Annotated in this window: 8 protein-coding genes; 5 read left to right on the forward strand and 3 right to left on the reverse strand. The window is 72.7% G+C overall.

Annotation, left to right across the window (positions count from 1 at the left end; all coding sequences use genetic code 11):
- Positions 1–84: 84 nt before the first annotated feature.
- The 3 genes from AN218_RS18335 to AN218_RS18345 all read right to left on the reverse strand — a co-directional run bounded on the left by AN218_RS18335 (position 85) and on the right by AN218_RS18345 (position 4696).
- Positions 85–1608 carry an FAD-binding oxidoreductase gene (locus tag AN218_RS18335; RefSeq protein WP_070017974.1) on the reverse strand — a complete coding sequence of 508 codons (1524 nt, stop codon included), beginning with the start codon at positions 1606–1608 and terminating at the stop codon, positions 85–87.
- An 88-nt stretch (positions 1609–1696) separates the two neighbouring features.
- Entirely contained in the window at positions 1697–3232 is a 1536-nt protein-coding gene (locus AN218_RS18340; protein ID WP_070017975.1) for an FAD-dependent monooxygenase, read from the reverse strand.
- Positions 3233–3280: 48 nt separating this feature from the next.
- Positions 3281–4696 (reverse strand): cytochrome P450, encoded by a 1416-nt coding sequence (locus AN218_RS18345; RefSeq protein WP_070017976.1) that lies wholly within the window; start codon positions 4694–4696, stop codon positions 3281–3283.
- Between the two features lie 310 nt (positions 4697–5006).
- On the opposite strand from AN218_RS18345, the gene AN218_RS18350 reads away from it, so the two are divergent.
- The 5 genes from AN218_RS18350 to AN218_RS18370 form a co-directional block, all read left to right on the forward strand.
- Positions 5007–8453 carry a non-ribosomal peptide synthetase gene (locus AN218_RS18350; RefSeq protein ID WP_070017977.1) on the forward strand — a complete coding sequence of 1149 codons (3447 nt, stop codon included), beginning with the start codon at positions 5007–5009 and terminating at the stop codon, positions 8451–8453.
- A complete protein-coding gene (locus AN218_RS18355) occupies positions 8450–11743 on the forward strand; it encodes a non-ribosomal peptide synthetase (RefSeq protein WP_070017978.1) in 3294 nt (1097 codons plus the stop codon). The genes AN218_RS18350 and AN218_RS18355 overlap by 4 nt, the downstream gene beginning before the upstream one ends.
- Positions 11740–16158, forward strand: a complete 4419-nt coding sequence (locus tag AN218_RS18360; RefSeq protein WP_079132312.1) for a non-ribosomal peptide synthetase — start codon at positions 11740–11742, stop codon at positions 16156–16158. The genes AN218_RS18355 and AN218_RS18360 overlap by 4 nt, the downstream gene beginning before the upstream one ends.
- Positions 16155–17207, forward strand: a complete 1053-nt coding sequence (locus AN218_RS18365) for a hypothetical protein (protein ID WP_070017979.1) — start codon at positions 16155–16157, stop codon at positions 17205–17207. Before AN218_RS18360 ends, AN218_RS18365 begins: the two co-directional genes overlap by 4 nt.
- Positions 17204–18642 (forward strand): M20/M25/M40 family metallo-hydrolase (locus AN218_RS18370; RefSeq protein ID WP_141747616.1); only part of this gene is annotated, 1439 nt, incomplete at its 3' end. The genes AN218_RS18365 and AN218_RS18370, both read left to right, overlap by 4 nt.

Consider the following 18642-nt stretch of genomic DNA (forward strand, 5'->3'; position numbering starts at 1 on the left):
GTCGCCGCACCGCGAACGGTGCGGCGACGCGTAACCGCCGTTTCTCCGTACGGAGTTCGCCCGGCCGTCTTCGCCCCGGCGGCCTCAGCTTCCGATGCTCTGGCCGAACCGGAAGAAGCCGTCCGGGTCGTAGGCCCGTTTCACCGCCGTGAGCCGTGCGTAGTTCTCCCCGTAGTAGGCGGTCCGCCAGTCCGCCAGATGCGGATCGGGGAAGTTGATGTAGTTCTCCGGGATGCCGTAGCGGTCGCAGACCGCGAACGCCCCGTCCGCCCAGGACTGTGCGGCCTTCCGGCTGCCGGCGTCCGGGGCGTCCTCGTTCAGCCCGACCGTGTACCCGATGTAGTACTGCGACGTCCGGTGCACATAGGCGGTCTCCGTACGGCCCACCCGGTTCGCCTCCCCGCCCAGCGCGAAGAACGTCAGATAGCGGAACTGCTCCTTGACCCGGTCGGCGTCGAACGCCTCGATCAACTCCCGTACGGCGGTGCGGGAGAGCGGCCCGTCGGCGAGGCGCCCGCGGTCCACGGCGAAGTTGTACCGGGGGAGTTTCGCCTCGGGGTTGTTGCCCACCAGATGGCACTCCTCGACGGAGAAGTCCTCGCACTCGTAGAACTGCATCGAGGCCTGGTCGTAGGGCAGATCGGCGACGTCCTCCGTGGCGGGCCTCCGCCCGATCGCGTCGACCAGCGCGTTCCGCGCCTTGCGGTAGTCGCCCTCGCTGCCGAGGTAGGCGCCCTGGAGGAGGACCTGCGGCACAGCGTCCGGCGTCGACTCCGCCATGAAGATCATCAGGGTCGAGCCCCATGAGTCCGGTGCGTGGGGCAGCCACTCCAGGTAGGCCTGGGTGACGTCGAGGGCGTCGTCCCACTTCCAGGTCAGGTTGAAGTTGACGAGCGAGGGGATGGACACCGGCTCGATCTGGAACTCGGTGACGATCCCGAAGTTCCCGCCACCGCCGCCCCGCAGGGCCCAGAAGAGATCGCTCTCCGTCTTCTCCGAGGCGCGCACCACGCTGCCGTCGGCGAGCACCACCTCCGCGGACCGTAGCCGGTCGGAGCCCATGCCGTACTTCCTGGTGGCCCAGCCGATGCCGCCGCCGAGGATGTAACCGCCGGGGCACACCGTCGGGCACAGACCCGAGATCGTCTGGAGCCCGTGCGGAGCCAACTGCGAGACGACGTCCACCGCTTGCGCCCCCGGCCCCAGCCGGACCGAGCCGTGGCCCGGGCTGACCTTGTTCATCCTGGAGACGTCCACGAGAAGACCCGGGGTGGTCGACCAGCCCGCGAAGTTGTGGCCGCCGCTGCGCGGGGCGACCCGCAGCCCGTGCCTGTCGGCGAAGCGCAGACAGTGCCCCACGTCCTCGGGCGTCTCGCAGTACGCGACCGCCTGCGGATGGACCGAGTTGAACTGGCCCAGCACCATTCTCTTGGCCGCCTCGTAGTCACGGTCGTCGGGCAGCACCACATCGCCGCCGAGCGCCTTGCGCAACTGCCCCCAGGGGATGCGGTTGTCCGCCAGGCTGAGCCCCATCTGCGCCTGGGCGCCGATCAGGCCGGTCGCCGCTGCGCCGGTGCCAAGGCGGAGGATCGTACGTCGGTCCAACACGGAAAGTCCCCTCCGGGTCTGCGGTTCGGATCTGGGTGGTGACGGGAAGCAGTGCGTTCCGTACGTGAGTTCAGGGCCGTATTCCGGCTCAGGGTTGTGGGGCGCCGCACCAGTGGGCGAGCGCGGTGCGTACGCCGTCGGCTCCGTCGGCGCCGGCCGCCCACGCCACGTAACCGTCCGGCCTGGCGAGCAGCACCTCGGGCAGGCCGGTGCGGCCCTGGGCGTGAGCGCGTGTCACGCGGACCCGGTCGCCCCAGCCCTGGCCCGCCGCTGCCGCCGCCCGTCCGCCGGGGGTCTGGTCGAGCAGGACGAAGCGCCGGTCCCGGAACAGCTCGAACAGGCGCCGGCTGCGGTCTCCGCCGCCGTGCAGGGTGGCGTCCGGAATCCGGGTCCCGACAAGGGAGTTCGGCCCCTTGCCCACCCGGCCCCCGGCCCGTCCGCCCGGTCCCGTGTGCGGCGGCGGAGGGTAGCGCAGCGTGAAGTTGGCGAACTCCTTGAGCACGGGCGTCTGGAGCGGCCCGATGCGTCCGCCCTTCATCACGAGCCACCGCGCCAGCCGGGACGGCGCGGAGTCCGAGGTCTCGAAGCGGAAGTTCATGTCCGTCTTGCGCAGGGTCGCCTCCGCGATCGGCAGCCGCTCCCGCTCGTAGGAGTCCAGCAGCCAGTCGGGCGCCCGGCCGCTCAGCTCGGCCACGAGCTTCCAGCCGAGGTTCATCGCGTCCTGGACGCCGACCTGGAGGCCCTGCCCGCCGGAGGGGATATGGGTGTGGGCGGCGTCGCCCGCGAGCAGCACGCGTCCCTGGCGGTAGCGCGGCGCGTGGCGTTGTGCGCTGCGGAAGCGCGACAGCCACAGCGGATCGTAGGGCTCCAGGTCGATGCCGAGGATGCCGCGGACGCTCTCCGACGCCTCGTCGAGCGTCAGGGGCTGCTCCACCGGGACGTTCATCTTCTGCCGGTCGAGGATGATCAGCCGGAACGTGCCGTCCCCGAAGGGATAGGCGGCGACCATGCCGCGCCGGGTGATACGGGCGTACACCTCCGGCTCGGGCGGGCGGCCCAGCGGGGCGTCGACGATCATCAGGGACTGGTGGTAGTCGCGCCCGGGAAACGGAATGCCCACGCTCTGCCGCACGGTGCTGCGGACCCCGTCACAGCCGACCAGGAAGTCGGCCGTCTCCGTACGCGTCGTACCGTCGGCGCCGGTGATCTCCACGCGTACCGAACCGGGATCCTGGTGTACGCCGGTGACCTCCGCGCCCCGCTCGATCTCCGCGCCCTCCTCGACGGCCGCCTTCTCCAGCAGCTCCTCTGTGCGCGACTGCGGAATGATCAGGATGTACGGGAACGGTGTGTCGAGCCGGTGGTAGTCCAGATGCCCGCGCAGATCGCCCAGCGGGGGACGCGAGCAGGGCAGGCCCGCTTCGAGATAGGGCTCCATCTGGCCGCGCATGTCCAGCAGTTCCATCGTGCGGGGCATCAGCCCGAAGGCCCGGGACCACGGCGAGGGCCGGGGCCGTTTCTCCACGACGCGGCAGCGCACGCCGGCGCCGGACAGCTCGGAGGCGAGGGCGAGGCCGGTGGGGCCGGCGCCGGACACGATGACCGTGGGCGTATCGGTGGGCACGAGATCTCCTGACGGTGTGCTGTCAGTGGGACGGCCGGGTCCGGCCGGTCACGGCAGGCGGACGCTGTCGCGGATGTTGCCGCGGAGCGGGGCCGGCGAGGTTCCGGTGCCGGGAGGGTGCAGCCGCATCGGCAGACCGTGGCTGGGGACGAGGGAGACGCGCATCGCGCGGTCCACCCGGGAGTCGGGCACCAGCGCGGGACGGAACTTCTGGAGCAGCACCGCCAGGACCGTCTTCATCTCCAGCATCGCGAAGTGACGGCCCACGCAGTTGTGCGCCCCGGCCCCGAAGGGCAGATATTCGTACGTCGACGGGCTCTCGCGCTCCCACCTCCCGGGGTCGAAGCGGAGGGGATCGCGGTAGGTCTCCTCCAGCCGGTGGGTGACGTACGAGCTGAAGAACACCATGGCGCCGGACGGCAGTTCGTACCTGCCGAACCGCGTCGGCCGCGAGGTGTAGCGGATGAGCATGGGGGCGGGGGGCAGCAGCCGCAGCGTCTCCTTGAGCACGGCGTCGAGCAGCGGCAGCTTGCCCAACTGGTCGTCGTCCGGGGGCCCGCCGCCGCAGACCGACGTCACCTCGTCGACCACGTCGTTCATGACGTCCGGGTGCTGGTCGAGCAGGAGGAGCGTCCACATCAGGGTGGCCGTGCTGCTGTCGTGGCAGAAGGCGGTGTACGCCTCGCCGACCAGCTCGGCTTCGGAGAGCCGGCTGCCGTCCTCGTCCTCGGCGTTGACGAGGCTCGTCAGGACGTCCCTGCCGGTGGCGCCGTCGGCCCGCCGGTCGCGGATCATCTCCAGCAGCAGCGCCTCGATCTGCTCGCAGGTGCGCAGCGCGGCCCGGAAGGTGCTGCCCGGCAGGTCGTAGGGGAGCAGCAGCGTCAGGGGCGCGGCGGCCACGCGCAGGAGGCGGCTGATGAGTCCTTGCAGCCGCTCGATCCGCTCCGGTGCGTCGATGTCGAAGACGGTCCGCATGGCGGTGAGCATGATGATCCGCGCGAGCGCGTCGTGCATGGGCACGACGTCTCCCGTACGCCACTCGGAAAGGCAGCGCTCCGTCACGTCGGCGACGTTCTCGCGGTGCACCAGGACGCGGCGGGCGGTGAAGGCGGGCTGCATCAGCCTGCGGTGCCTGCGGTGTGGATCTCCGTTGCGGCGCAACAGACCGTTCGTCAGGCGGTAGAAGGAGCTCTGTTCCGGTATTCGGACTTCGCGGAAAGAGTCCGCGACGAACACTTCGGGTTCGGTGAAGATCCTTTTCAGGTACTCGGGGCCGAACGCGAAAACATGACGCGGGTTCCGCGGTTTCCAGGCGCTGACCTGACCGTGGTGTGCGTACTGACGCATGAAGTATTCGGCTGGATCGCCCAGCATTCGCAGCCCTCTGGTGCGCCAGCCCACCAGGGGAATCTGTACGGGGCCTGGGAGTTGTACGGGCGCTTGGGCAGCCGCCGTGTTGCTCATGGAGCCTCCAGGGCGTTGGTCCATGAAAGTCGGTCTCGCGAAGTCGCGGCCGCCGGCAGTACGCAGGAGTTTCTCGCGGCCGGGTCCACACCGTACAAGCAACCGGCATGTGCGGGGCGCCGCAGGAAAGAAGAGAGAAAGAAACCGGTGCGTAATGCGTGTGACCTGCCGCGCCGCTGCGGAATCTTCTATTCCTTTCGCCTTCCTTCCGTATCTTGAAAGAGTTTCTGGCGCCCCTCGGAAATCTTCTTAGTATCGCTGGGAGTCGATACCCGGCACGCTTATTTCCGTCTGGAGGAACGCAGTGTGCATGGATCGGGAAACGGCCGGCGGACACCGTTCGGATTCCGGTGGGCCGCCCGTCGCGGAGCCGCACCCGGAGCGTCCCGGACCGCACGGAAGCCGGCCGGCCCTGCCGCACGAGCACGTGCTGTGTCTCGCGCAGGAACTGGATCCTCAACGCCCGGGCCTCACCCTGGCGATGGCCTTCGAGCTGCGGGGCGGCTGCGATCCGGAGATGCTGCTGCGCGCCCTGCGTCAACTGGTGCGCAGGCACGAGGCGTTGCGCGCCCGGTTCGTCCGCTCCGGCGAGCACTGGCTGCGCGTGGTCGATCCGGCGGAGCGGGTCGACGCGGAACCGGACCGGTACGCCGCGTCCGAGACGCTGACTGACACGGGCGACGACGGGCGGGTGCAGGCGCTGCTCGAAGAGCGCTGCCGGGAGTACCCCGACCTGTCGGCGGGCCCCCTGTTCCGGGCCACGGTGCTGACCGCCGCGCACGCGGCCCAGGACGGTGCCGAGAACGACACCCAGCACGACACCGAGCACGACACCGAAGACGAGGCCGAGGCGCCGGTCAGGCTCGTCGTCCGCGTCCACCACGCGGTCGCCGATCTGTGGGCGGTGGGCGTGCTGATGGCCGAACTCCACCAGCTCTACCGACTCGCGCTGGACGGCAGGGAGCGGGACGACGTACTGCCTCCGGCGGTGCCGCTGACGCATCCCGAGGTCGCCAGCGGCCGGCGGGAGCGGGCCGAACGGTTCTGGACCGGGCTCTGGGAGGACGGGCACGAGCCCCTGGACCTGCCGCGTGCCGCGGCGCAGCCGCCGCGCTCCGGGCTCTCCCGTGCGACGCACCGGGTGCCGCTCGACCTGGGGGAGAGCAGGACGGCGGCGTTGCGTGCCTACGCCAAGGAGCGCGAAGTCTCGCGCTACACCGTCCTGTTCGCCGCACAGGCCCTCGCGCTCGCCCGCCTCGGCAACAGCGCCAGACCGCCGCTGTCCGTCTCCATGCACGGACGCAACAGCGCCAACGCGCGGGCCGTCGGCTACACCCTCTCCACCGCCGTCCTGCCCGTGGACACCGCGTCCGGCACGGCGGGCGAGTACCTCCGGCGAGTCCATGGCGTACTCCGCGGCGCCCTCGCCCACCAGTGCCTCGGCTACCCGGAGTTGGCGGCACCGGGCGAAGGCGGCCCCGGCACGGACATGCCCGCGCCGGAGGTCACCCTGGCCATGTTCCAGGACCCGGCGGGCCTCAAGGGGCTGGGCGCCGCGCTGCTGTCCCAGGCCGCCATACCGCTCGGCGGCCTCACGATGCGGACGGTCGTGCCCCCGGTCAGCGTCGGGCCCTGGCTGGTGGCCGGCGCCCTCGCGGACGACGGACGGAACATGTTCGGGTTCGTCGACGTCGATCCGGCGCACCACCCGGCATGGCTCGCGGAGCGGCTGGCGGAGATGCTGCCGGCCGTCGTCGACGCCCTGATCGCGCACCCCGAAACCGCGCTGGACGACCTGGACACCGTGCCCGCCGCGGACCGGGAGCTGCTGGCGTCCTGGAGCCGGGCCGCCGCCGAACCGGGCATCGACGAGGCCACGTTGCACGGCGAGGTGCTGGAGGCAGCCGCGCGTCACCCCGAGCGCACCGCGGTGACCTGCCGCGACGGCGACCTCACCTACGCCGAACTCGACGAGCGCTCCGCCGCGTTCGCCGCCGAGCTGCGGCGCGCGGGAGCCGGCCCGGGCAGCGTCGTCGGCGTCCTGCTGTCGCGCGGAAGGAACCTCGTTCCGGCGCTTCTCGGTGCTCTGCGCGCCGGTTGCGCCTACGTCGGCCTCGACCGGTCGGCGCCCGCGCACCGTACCGCCCGGGTGGTGGCCCAGGCCGGATGCGCCGTGGTGGTCACCGACGCGACGACCGAGGAACTGGGCCGTGCGATGCCCTGCGCGACCCTGTCGGCGGCCACCGTGCCGGCACGGCCCGCAGCCGGCGCGGACTCGGGCGGCGACCCGTCTCTCGGACCGGACGCACCGGCCTACTTGATGTTCACCTCCGGCTCGACCGGGCGTCCCAAGGGCGTGGTCATCGCGCACCGCTCCGCCGTCAACCTCGTGCGGTTCGGGCGGCGCACCTTCAGCACGGACGAGCTGCGCGAGTCCCTGGCCGTCAGCGGCGTCCACTTCGATCTGTCGGTGTGGGAGATCTTCCTGCCGCTCTCCGCCGGGCAGCGGGTGCGGCTGCTGGAGAACGCCCTCGAACTGATCGACCTGCCGCAGCCGCCGCCCGGCACGTTTCTCAGCAGCGTCCCCTCCGCCGTGGCCACCTGCGTCCAACGGCGCGCGCTGCCGCCGGAGTTGCGGCTGATCACCATGGGCGGCGACACGATCGGCGGCGACCTCGTACGGGACATCGCACGCCAGTGCCCGCAGGCCCGCATCGTCGCCATGTACGGGCCGACCGAGACCACCACCTATATGACGTGGTCGGAGGTCGGCGCCGAGACGGGCGATCCGGTGCCGCTGGGGCGTCCCTTCGGCGGTACGACGCTCAGGGTGGTGGACGAACGGCTGCGGGACGTACCGCTCGGTGCCACCGGCGAACTGCTCATCGGCGGCCCGTGCGTGGCGCTCGGCTACGCCGGGGAGGCGGCCATGACCGCGGCCCGTTTCCTCCCCGACCCGGACGCGTCCGAGCCCGGTGCCGGTGCCGGTGCCGTCCCCGGGGGCGGTACGGGTGCCGCTCCCGGAGCGCGGCTGTACCGCTCGGGCGACCTCGTCCGCTGGCGGCCCGACGGTCTGCTCGACTTCGCCGGACGGGCCGACCACCAGGTGAAGGTCCGCGGCTTCCGCATCGAACTCGGCGAGGTCGAGTCCTGTCTGCGCGAGACGACCCCGCTCGACGAGGCCGTGGTGCACGTCGTCGGCACCGGCTCCGACCGCAGACTGCTCGCGTGCCTGGTGCCCGCCGGCCCCGCACCCGAGGATCCCGTCGACTGGCTGCGCGGCGTCCGCGACCGCCTCGCGGCGCTCGTACCCGCCTACATGCTGCCGTCCGACTACGCCGTCCTCGACGAGATCCCGAAGAACCGCAACGGCAAGCCCGACCGACAGCGCCTCGCCCGACTGCCCGCCGTCCGCATCGGACATGGCGAGCAGGCGCCGCTCGCCGGAGCCGTACAGGAACGGCTGGGCCGGCTGTGGCGGCAGTTGCTGGAGGTGCCCGAGATCGGCGCCAGGGACGACTTCTTCGAGTCGGGCGGCCACTCCCTGCTGCTGGCCCGGCTGGCGCAGCTCGTCACCGCGGAGTTCGGCGTCGAGACCCAGGTCGCCCAGTTGTGGAACGCCCGCACCATCGCCGAGCAGGAGGCGGTGCTCGCCGCCGCGCCCCGGGCCGACGCGGCCGCTGCCGCACGTCCCGTACGACGCCTGGACCGCACACGTCACACGCACCGGCCGCAGACCCGGCAGGAGGCACCATGACGAGCACCCCACTCCCCAACGACCTGACCTTTCCCAGCAGTCCGGGACAGCGGCGGCTGTGGTTCCTGCACCAGGTGAACCCGGAGTCGGTGCCCGCGTACGCGCTCGCCGCCCGCGTGGACCTCCACGGCGAGCTGCACGCCGACGATCTCCAGCACGCGCTCAACCTGGTCGCGGCGCGGCACGAAGCGCTCCGCACCGGGCTGCGCCAGGGCGAGGAGGGGCTTCTCCAGGTCGTACAGGAGGGCGTGTCCGTCGTTCTCCAGGAGCGGGACCTGACCGCCGCCGACGCCGCGACGCGGGACCGGGAACTGTCGCGGCTGCTGCGTCATCTCGCCCGGCGCGGCTGGGACTTGGGCACGCCGCCGCTGATGCGGGCCGCGCTCGTGCGGCTGACGCCGGAGCACGCGGTGCTGGGGCTGTGCGTGCACCACGCGGTCTGCGACGGCCTCTCGCTGCAGATCCTGCTGCGGGAGATCTTCGAGACGTACCGGCGGCTGCGTGCCGGACTCGGACCGGAGACGAGCGAACCGCCGCTCCAGTTCGCCGACTTCGTCGTCTGGAGCGCCGGCGGCGACGACCCCGACGACGCCTGGCGCACCCGGCAGCAGGAGTTACTGGACCACTGGTGCACACGTCTGGCCGGGCTGCCGGACGGCATCGACCTTCCCGTCGACCGGCGCCGCCCGGCGCACCAGAGCTTCGAGGGCGCCAGGCTTCCCCTCGCACTCGGCCAGGAGCAGACGGACCGGCTGCGCAGAGCCGCCGCGCACCACGGAGTCAGCCTGTCCTCCCTGCTGCTGACCGCCTACCTCACCGTCCTGCACTGCACCGCCGGAAACGACGACATCGCCGTGGGCATCCCGGTCGCCAACCGCTGCCGCCCCGAACTGGAGCCCACCGTCGGCTACTTGGTCAACACCTGCGTCCTGCGCAGCCGGTTCGACGCCCCGCTCAGCCTGCGGCAGCTCGCGCTGCACGTGCACGAGGACGTCGGTGTGCTGATGCAGCACTCCGACCTCTCCTTCGGCGACCTGGTGGAGGCCCTCAACCCGCCCCGGCTGCTGGACCGCAACCCGTTGTTCTCGGTGATGTTCGGCTTCCAGCCCGACGCCGGACGCCACCACGACATGCCGGGCCTGCGTGCCGAGGTGGCGGATCTGGACACCGGCACCTCCCGGCTCGACCTGTCCCTCTTCCTCTTCGAGGAGCCCCGCGCCGGAGTCAGCGGATTCCTGGAGTACGCCACGGCCCTCTTCGACGAGGCCACCGTGGAACGGCTCGGTCGCCATCTGCGTACCGTCCTGGACCGGATCGTCGACTCCCCGGACGCGACGGTGGCCGGCTCCCTGCTGGACGAGGCCGCGCCCTGGCCACGGGCGCGGCAGCCCCACGTCCTTCCGGCGCCGGTGCTCGAACGCGTCCAGGACCAGACCCGGAACCGTCCCGACCACCCGGCGCTGCGCGACGCGAGAGCCACGCTCACCTACCGCGAACTGGACGAACGCGTCACCGCCGCCGCGGCCCGGCTCCGCGCGGCCGGCGCCGGACCGGGCGAACGCGTCGCCGTCCACACCTCACGGGGCATCGGCACCGTCGTCAGCATGCTCGCCGTCTGGCGGACGGGAGCGGTCTACGTCCCCCTCGACCCCGCCCTGCCCGCCCACCGGCGTCTGCTGATCACCCGGCAGTCGGCCCCCGCCGTCATCGTGACCTCACCGGACGCGGACGACGTGCCGCAGCCTCCGGAGGACGAGGGCGCCGAACCGGCCGTGCTCGTACCGGTCGACAGCCTTCTGGAACGCGCGCCGGCAGCGGCCGGCGAGAGGGTGCCGCTCCCGCCGGAGTCGCCCGCCTACCTCATGTTCACCTCCGGCTCGACCGGCGAGCCGAAGGCGATCGCCGTCACACACGCCAACCTCGCCTACTTCCTCGACGCCGTCACCGGCACCACCGGGCTCGGCTCGGACGACACCCTGCTCGCCCTCACCACCCACGCCTTCGACATCTCCCTCCTGGAACTCCTCGCGCCCCTGACCGTCGGCGGAACCGTCGACGTCGCGCCCCAACAGGCGCTCCGCGACGGCGCGCGGCTCAGCCGTCTCCTGGAGACACGGCAGATCACCGTCGCCCAGGCGACGCCCGCGACCTGGCGGCTGCTGACGGACACCGGGTGGCGCCCACGACCGGACTTCACCGTGCTGTGCGGCGGCGAGGCGCTCCCCGCCGACCTGGCCGACCTGCTCACGACGGACGGCGGCGCCGCATGGAATCTCTACGGCCCCACCGAGACCACCGTCTGGTCCTGCGCCGCCCGGCTCCGGCGGGGCGCGGCCGTCCGTCTGGGCCGGCCGCTGCCCGGCACCACCGCGGTCGTCGTCGACCAGGACATGCGCCCCGCGCCGGACGGCACGATCGGTGAACTGCTCATCGGCGGGCCCGGCGTCGCCGTCGGCTACGTACGCAGGCCCGCCCTGACGGCGTCCCGCTTCCTGCCCGACCCGCAGGGGGACGGCGGCCGGGTCTACCGCACCGGGGACAAGGCACGCCGCCGGGCCGACGGTTCACTGGAGTTCCTCGGCCGCGTGGACGACCAGATCAAGATCCGCGGCAACCGGATCGAGATGGGCGAGGTCGAGGAGGCGCTGCGTACGGCGCCGGGCGTACGGGACGCCGCGGTCGCGCTGGTCGGACAGGGAAGCGAGACGGCGCTCGGCGCCTGGCTCGTACCCGGCCCGGACGTCGCCGCGGACGCGCAGTGGGCCGCCGAGGTCCACCGGCACGCGGCGACCCGGCTCCCCGGAGCCGCCGTACCCGCCCGCTTCCACGCCGTGGAATCCCTCCCGCTCACCCCGCACGGCAAGACCGACCGCCGGGCCCTGCTGCGCACCGGTACCCGGCTGGACATGCCGTCCGAGCGGATCGAGCCGCGCAACCGTACGGAGCACGAGATCGCGGCCCTGTGGCAGAAACTGCTCGGCGTCACCGAGGTGGGAGCCACGGACGACTTCTTCCTCCTCGGCGGCCACTCCCTGCTGGCCAGCCAGATGATCCAGCAGGTCAAGGACGCCTTCGGAGTCACCGTTCCGATGTCCGAGATCTTCCTCGAACCGACCGTCGCACACATCGCGCGCTCGGTGTCCGCCCTGCGTGGCACCGCGGAGCCCACGGCGGCCGCCGCCTCCGGTACGGGAGGCGAGTCCGACTGGGACTTCGAGCGCGTCACCCGCGTCCCGACCGCACCGTCCCGACTGCCGTCTCCCGGACAGGCCGAGGTGAGTGACCAGTGACCACCGTCGATCCCGCCACCGACTTCACCGACGAACTGGCCCGGGTGATGACCCAGGCTCAGGCAGACCTCGCCGACCCGCTCTCCGCCGAACAGCGCCGCTGGTGGCTGCTGAACCGCATGGCGCCCGGCTACCCCGGCACCGTGGCCGCCCGCTACCGGCTCACCGGCAGCGTGGACGTCACCGCCGTGCAGCGGCGACTGACGTCGCTCTCCGCCGAACAGGAGGCGCTGCGCAGCGTGTTCGTGGAGGTCGCCTCCCGTCCGGTTCGCCTGGTGCTGCCCGTCGCCGACCTGTCGCTGCGCTCCGTCGACCTCTCCGGGGTGCCCGATCCGGAGGCGGAGGCCGCGGAGTTGACCGCCGGCAGCGCGGCCGAACCCTTCGACGTGCGCTACGGGCCGCTGCTGCGGGTGACGTTGCTGCGCATGGGCGCGGCGGAGTGGACCCTGTTCCTCGTCGCCCACCGGCTCGTCGCCGACGCCGCGTCCCTCGACACCGTCGCCGCCTGTCTCGCGGGCACCGCACGGACTCCGCAGCAGACGCTCTCCCAGACGCTGCAAGCACACCGGGAGAGTTCGTCGGCCGCCGCACGCGAGGCGGAGGCGGCCGGACTGGGCGATCTGCTGGCCCGTCCGGCGGCCCGTGAGATCCCGGGTCCCCGCCCGCGTCCCGAGGTCAAGCGCCACGAACGGTCCGTCGAGATCCTGGAGATGCCCTACGCCCCCTCGGCGGACCGGCTCGACGCGCAGGAGTGCCGCGACCGTACGGTGGCGGCCTGGCTCGCCGTGCTGATGCGCTATCAGGCGGCGGACGCCGCCCAGTGCGGCGTGCACGTCGAGGGCGCCGGCCGTCCCGCCGGGCTCGTCGGACCGCTGGACGACATCCGTCCCGTACGGGTCGACCTGCCCGACGGCGGCGACATGGGCGAGCTGCTCGCCCTCGCACGGCGGGCGCTCGACTCCGCGCGTAGCGCCGTCCCCTTCGCGCGTCTGCTGGAACTCCGCCCGCCCGCACGGGACGTGAGCCGGACACCGTATGTGCAGACCACGCTGCGCGTCGCCGACGCCCGTACGCCCCTGGCCTCCGAGAGCGGCTGCGCCCTCGTCACCCGGCCCACCGAGGTCAGCAGCGGCGAGCACGACATCGACCTGACCGTGTGGTTCCAACCCGGCCTGGTGAGCCTCCAGTTCGACTACGACACCAATCTGTACACGGCGGACGACGTATGGAGCGTGGGCAGCAGCCTCATGGCGGTGCTGGAGCCGCTGCTCCTGGGCGACGCCCGCGCCACGGCGGCCGTCGCCGAACTGCCCCTGCTGGCCGGGCCCGACGCGATGGTGAGCTGCGGACGCGGCGACCCGCACCCGCTGCCCGACGACACCCTGGTCGACCTCGTCGCCGCACGCGCCGAGGACCCGGACTGCGCCGGACGCATCGCCGTGCGGCGGGGCGCCCAGCGGCTGAGCTACCGCGATCTGTGGCGGCGGGCCGGCGCGATCGCCGCCGCGTTGCAGGAGCGGGGCGTCGCCCGCGGCGACCGCGTCGCCGTCTGTCTGGGACGCGATCCCGACGCCGTGGCCGCGCAGTTAGCGGTCCTGCGGTGCGGCGCCGCGTTCGTCCCCGTCGATCCGCACCACCCGGCGGACCGTGTGCACTACCTCGTCACGGACTCCGGCGCCGGCTCCGCACTCGTACGGGAGACCGACGCGGTTCCGCTGCCGGCCGGCGTGACGCGGCTGCGCCTGGAGGAGATCGAGGACCAGGACCGCACGCCCGCCGCCGTACCGCTGTCGCCGCACGACGCGGCGTACGTCATCTACACCTCCGGCAGCACGGGACACCCCAAGGGCGTCCTCGTCCAGCACCGGAGCGCGGTCAACAACATCTGCTGGCGCAGGCGGACTTGGGACGTGGGGGAGGAGGACCGCGTCCTGCACAATCACCCGCTGAGCTTCGATCCGTCGGTCTGGGCCGTCTACTGGACGCTGAGCGCCGGAGCCTCCATCGTCCTGGCGACCGAGGACGAACTCGACGACCCCGCCGCGCTACTGCGCCTCATCCGTGACGAGGGCGTCACCGTCATCGGCGGCGTTCCCTCACTGCTGGGACTGCTCGTCGAGCACCCCGCCGCGGGCGAGGCCACCAAGGTCCGGCTGCTGCTCAGCGGCGCCGAACCGCTGGAACCGGCACTGGTACGGCGGGCCAGGGAGGTGTGGCCGGCGCAGGTCGCCAACCTCTACGGGCCGACCGAGGCCACCATCGACGCCACCGCCCATGTGACGGGGCCCGTGTCCGGGGACACGGTTCCGATCGGGAGCCCGATCGACAACGTCCACGTGCACGTTCTCGACGTACATCTTCGTCCGCTGCCCGACATGGTCCCCGGCGAGATCATGATCGGGGGAGCCGGCGTCGCCGTCGGCTATCTCGGACGGCCCGCCGTGACCGCGGCCCGCTTCCTGCCCGACCCGTACGGCGATCCCGGCGCCAGGCTCTACCGCACCGGAGATCTGGGACGCCGACTGCCCGACGGACAGATCGAGTTCCTCGGCCGCGTCGACGACCAGGTGAAGATCCGCGGTCACCGCGTCGAGCCCCACGAGATCGAGGCCGCCCTCGCCGGCTGCCCGCAGGTGGCCGCCGCGGCGGTCGTCCCCCTCGACGCCGGCACCCAGGACGCCGGACTCGCCGCCGCGATCGTGCGTCCCGCGGGCGCCGCCGACGACGGAGTCTCCGACCGGCAGACGGCCGCGCAGGTACGGGAAGCCCTGCGCGAACGGCTCCCCGCCTACCTCGTCCCCGACACGCTGCTCGTCGTCGAGGAGCTTCCCCGTACGCACACCGGCAAGATCGACCGCCGCCGGCTGACCACGCGATTCCGGGAGTCCGCGCGTCACGACGTACCGGTGCGCACCACCGCGCGCACCCCCGTCGAGGAGGCGGTCGCCGAGGACTTCTGCCGCGTCCTGGGAACCGAGGACATCGACGTGCACGCCGACTTCTTCACCTCCGGCGGCACCTCGCTCATGCTCGCCAGGCTGGCGACGCTGCTGCAGACCCGTCACGCCGTGGACATCCCGCTGCACGAGTTCTTCCGCGTCCCGACCGTGGCCGGCGTGGCGGAGATCATCGAGACCTACGGACGGGGCGGACTGGCCGCCGTGCTGGGCCGTCAGCACGCCGCCACGCTGGAGAAGGACGGAAGCCTCGACCCGTCGGTCCGTCCGGACGGACTGCCGCACGCCGACTGGCAGCACCCGGGCCGGATCCTGCTCACCGGCGCCACCGGCTACCTGGGGCTGCATCTGCTGGAGGAACTCCTGCGCCGTACCGACGCGGAGATCGTCTGCCTGTGCCGCGCGGACGACGAGGAGCACGCCAGGGAGCGGCTGCGGCAGGGCTTCGCGGAGTACGAGATCGACGCCGCCCACCTGCTCCACCGCGTGCGGTGCGTGGTCGGCGACCTCGCCCAGGACCGGTTCGGGCTGGACCGGGCCGTATGGGAGGAGCTCGCCGCCACCGCGGACGTCATCTACCACAACGGCGCGCTCGTCAACTTCGTGTACCCGTACTCGGCGCTCAAGGCGCCCAACGTGGGCGGCACCCAGCAGGTGCTCGAACTCGCCTGCACCACGCGCCTCAAGGCCGTCCACTACGTGTCGACGATCGACACGCTCCTGGCCACCCACACCCCCCGGCCGTTCCCCGAGGACGGCACACCGCTGCGGTCGGCCGTGCACGTCCCGGCCGGATACACCGGCAGCAAGTGGGTCGCGGAGAAGGTCGTCGACGTCGCCCGGCAGCGCGGCATCCCCGTCACGATCTTCCGGCCCGGACTGATCCTGGGTCACACCCGGACCGGGGCGACACAGCCCACCGACTATCTGCTGGTGGCCTTCCGCGGCTATCTGCCGATGGCGGTGCTCCCGGACTACCCGCGCATCTTCGACACGGTCCCCGTCGACTACGTGGCCTCCTCCATCGTGCACATCTCCCTCGACTCCCGTGCGCCCGGCGGCTTCTACCACCTGTTCAACCCGGCGCCGGTCACGCTGCGGACGTTCTGCGACTGGCTGCGCGAGTACGGATACCGCTTCGACATCGTGCCGTTCGAAGAGGGCCGGCGGCGCGCCCTGGAGACGGGACCCGGGCATCCCCTCTACCCGATCCTCCCGCTCATCAGGGACGCCGAGGCCGAACCGCACCGGGCCCTGGACCCGCAGCACATGGACGAACTCGAACCCGCCCGGGAGTGCGCCAACACCCTGCGCCTGCTCGAAGGAAGCGGCATCGAGTGCCCTCCCGCGAGCCGTGCCGACGCCTTCGGCGTCATGGACTACCTCGTCCGCACCGGGTTCCTGCCCCGCCCCGACGACGCGTCCGCCTCCGCGGACACCGTCCTGGAGACGTCATGACCGACTATCTGCCCCATGTGGCCACCGTGCCCTTCGTCCTGGGATGCCCCGAGGACCTGCCCGCCACCGTCCCCGCCGTCGAGGCGGCAAGGCCCCCGGGAGGCGCCGCCGTCGTCGCCCGGCTGTCCGACCCGGCCGCGCGTACCGGTCTGCGTCCGCTCCTCGACGCCGTACGCGCCGCACGCCGCGAACTGGGCCAGAGCGACAGCGTGTTGATCGAGGACGATCCGCGTGAGTCCCGTCCCAACCGGGACAACGACGAGGCGTTCGGCATCGAACGCCACCGGGGACGGCCCCTCGCGCTGCTGCTCGGGGCGCTGCTCGCCGCCTTCGAGGGAGTGCTCGAAGTCGTCGAGGAACAGGGCACGGGCCTCGACGAGGCGAACTGGCAGGACCTGGTGGACGGGTTCGAGGTGATCGCGGACTGGACGGCGGACCCCCGCCGGGTGCCCCGACCGCCGGCCGTGCCCCCGCCCCGGGAGGTCACGCGCAGTTCGCACCTGGACGGGCTGCGCCGCTGGGTGCGCGGACACCACGTCTTCATGGCCTTCGCGCAGGGCTGCGCCCTGGCGGTGTCCTCGCTGACGGCCGCCGTGGAGGACGGCGATCAGGAGACGGCCGCGGTGGCGGCGGCCGTCGCGACGCGCATGATGCGCGCCAGCCGCGCCGCGCTGCGCTTCGCCGGTGACGCCACCGAGGACCAGTACCAGGAGGAGATCAGGCCGACCCTGATGCCGCCGATCGCCCCTCCGCAGATGAGCGGGCTGCGCTGGCGCGACCACGAGGCCCTGGTACGCGCGCTCACCGACTCCGGCCCCGCCTGGTCGTCCCTCGCCGCCCGACACCCCGAACTGCTCGAGGAGTTCCGCGCCGCGCTCGACGAGACCTACGACGCCCACATGGGCGTGTGCGGCCACTTCGTGGGGAGCGAGTCGCCCAGCCTGCTGGCGACGTCGCGCTCCCACCGGCCCGCGGTCGGCGTCCTCGGCCAGTTCCACCGCATGCGCGCCGGACTGCTGCCGGACGCCGGCGGAGAGGAGAAGCGGTGAAACGCCCGTCCGCCAGGGCCGTACGACGAGCGGCACACGCCGTCCCCGCCCTCACCGCCGCCGGGGTCGCCCTCTGGGCCACCCGCGCCCTGCGGCCCACCGCACCACGGCGCGGCGGCGTCGCCCCCGACGGCTTCTCCGTCGCCCGCGCCCAGCGGCACCTGGAGCAGATCGCGGGAGCGCCGCGGCCGAGCGGCTCGCCCCAGTCGGCCGCCGTACGCGACCATCTCGTCCGCACGCTGACCGAACTCGGTCTGGAGGTGGACCAACAGGAGGCCGTCGGCGCCGGGTTGAGCACCCCCACCCCGTACGGGCCGCGCTATCTGGGCGCGGGCCGCGTGCACAACGTCGTCGCGCGGCTGCGGGGAACGCAACCCGGCGGCGCCGTCGCCCTGTTCACCCACTACGACTCCGTCGCCCAGGGGCCCGGCGCCAGCGACGCCGGCGTACCGGTCGCGGCGCTGCTGGAGGCGGTCCGCGCCCTGCGGGAGCGCCGGCCGCTCACCCACGACCTGCTCCTGGTCCTCACGGACGGCGAGGAGTGCGGACTGCTCGGCGCCCGCGCCTTCTTCGCCGAGCACCGCTGGGCCGAGTCGGTCAAGGCGGCGCTGAACTTCGAGGCGCGCGGCACCTACGGGCCCGTCTTGATGTTCGAGACCGGACCGGGCAACCGCCCGCTCGTCGACCTGCTCGCCGACAGCGGGGTGCCCGCCTTCGCCAGCTCCCTGTTCTACGAGGTCTACCGGCGGCTGCCGAACGCCACCGACTTCTCCGTGAGCAAGGACGCCGGAGTGCCGGGCATGAACTTCGCCAACATCGGCGGCTTCATCCACTACCACGGCCCCACCGACGACTTGGACCACGTCGACCACGGCACCCTCCAGCACCACGGCTCGCTGGCGCTCGCGCTCAGCGAGGACCTGGGACGCCGGAGCTCGCTGGAGGATCTGCGCGGCACGGACGCGACCTACTTCACCGTCGGCCGCGGCCGGCTCGTGCGCTACGGACCCGCGGCCACCCGGCTGTGCGCAGCGGCCGCCGGAGCGCTGTGGCTGCTGAGCGCGCGGAAGAACACCTCCGGTCCGGACACGCTCCGCCGCGTACGGGCAGTGGGCCGCGGCGCCTCCGGAACGGTGGCGAGGCTGGCCGCCGGAGCGGTCGCCGCCACCGCGCTCACGGCCACGGCCGGACGGTTCAGCCCCGAGTTCCGCCGCGGCGGCGACTTCTACCGGGCCGACCTGCTGTACGGGGCACTCGCCTGCGGCGCCGCCGCCTCCGCTCTCACCTCACGGCGGGACGCCGAGGACCGCCGAACCGGCGCGGAGACGCTGCTCGCCGCCGCCTGCACGGTCCTCACCGGCAAGGTGCCGGGCGGCAGTTACCTCGCCGCCTGGCCGCTGCTGGGCAGCGCGGCCGGCGGGCTGAGCCACGGCAG

It is taken from the genome of Streptomyces nanshensis, assembly GCF_001751255.1.
Taxonomy (GTDB): Bacteria; Actinomycetota; Actinomycetes; order Streptomycetales; family Streptomycetaceae; genus Streptomyces; species Streptomyces nanshensis_A.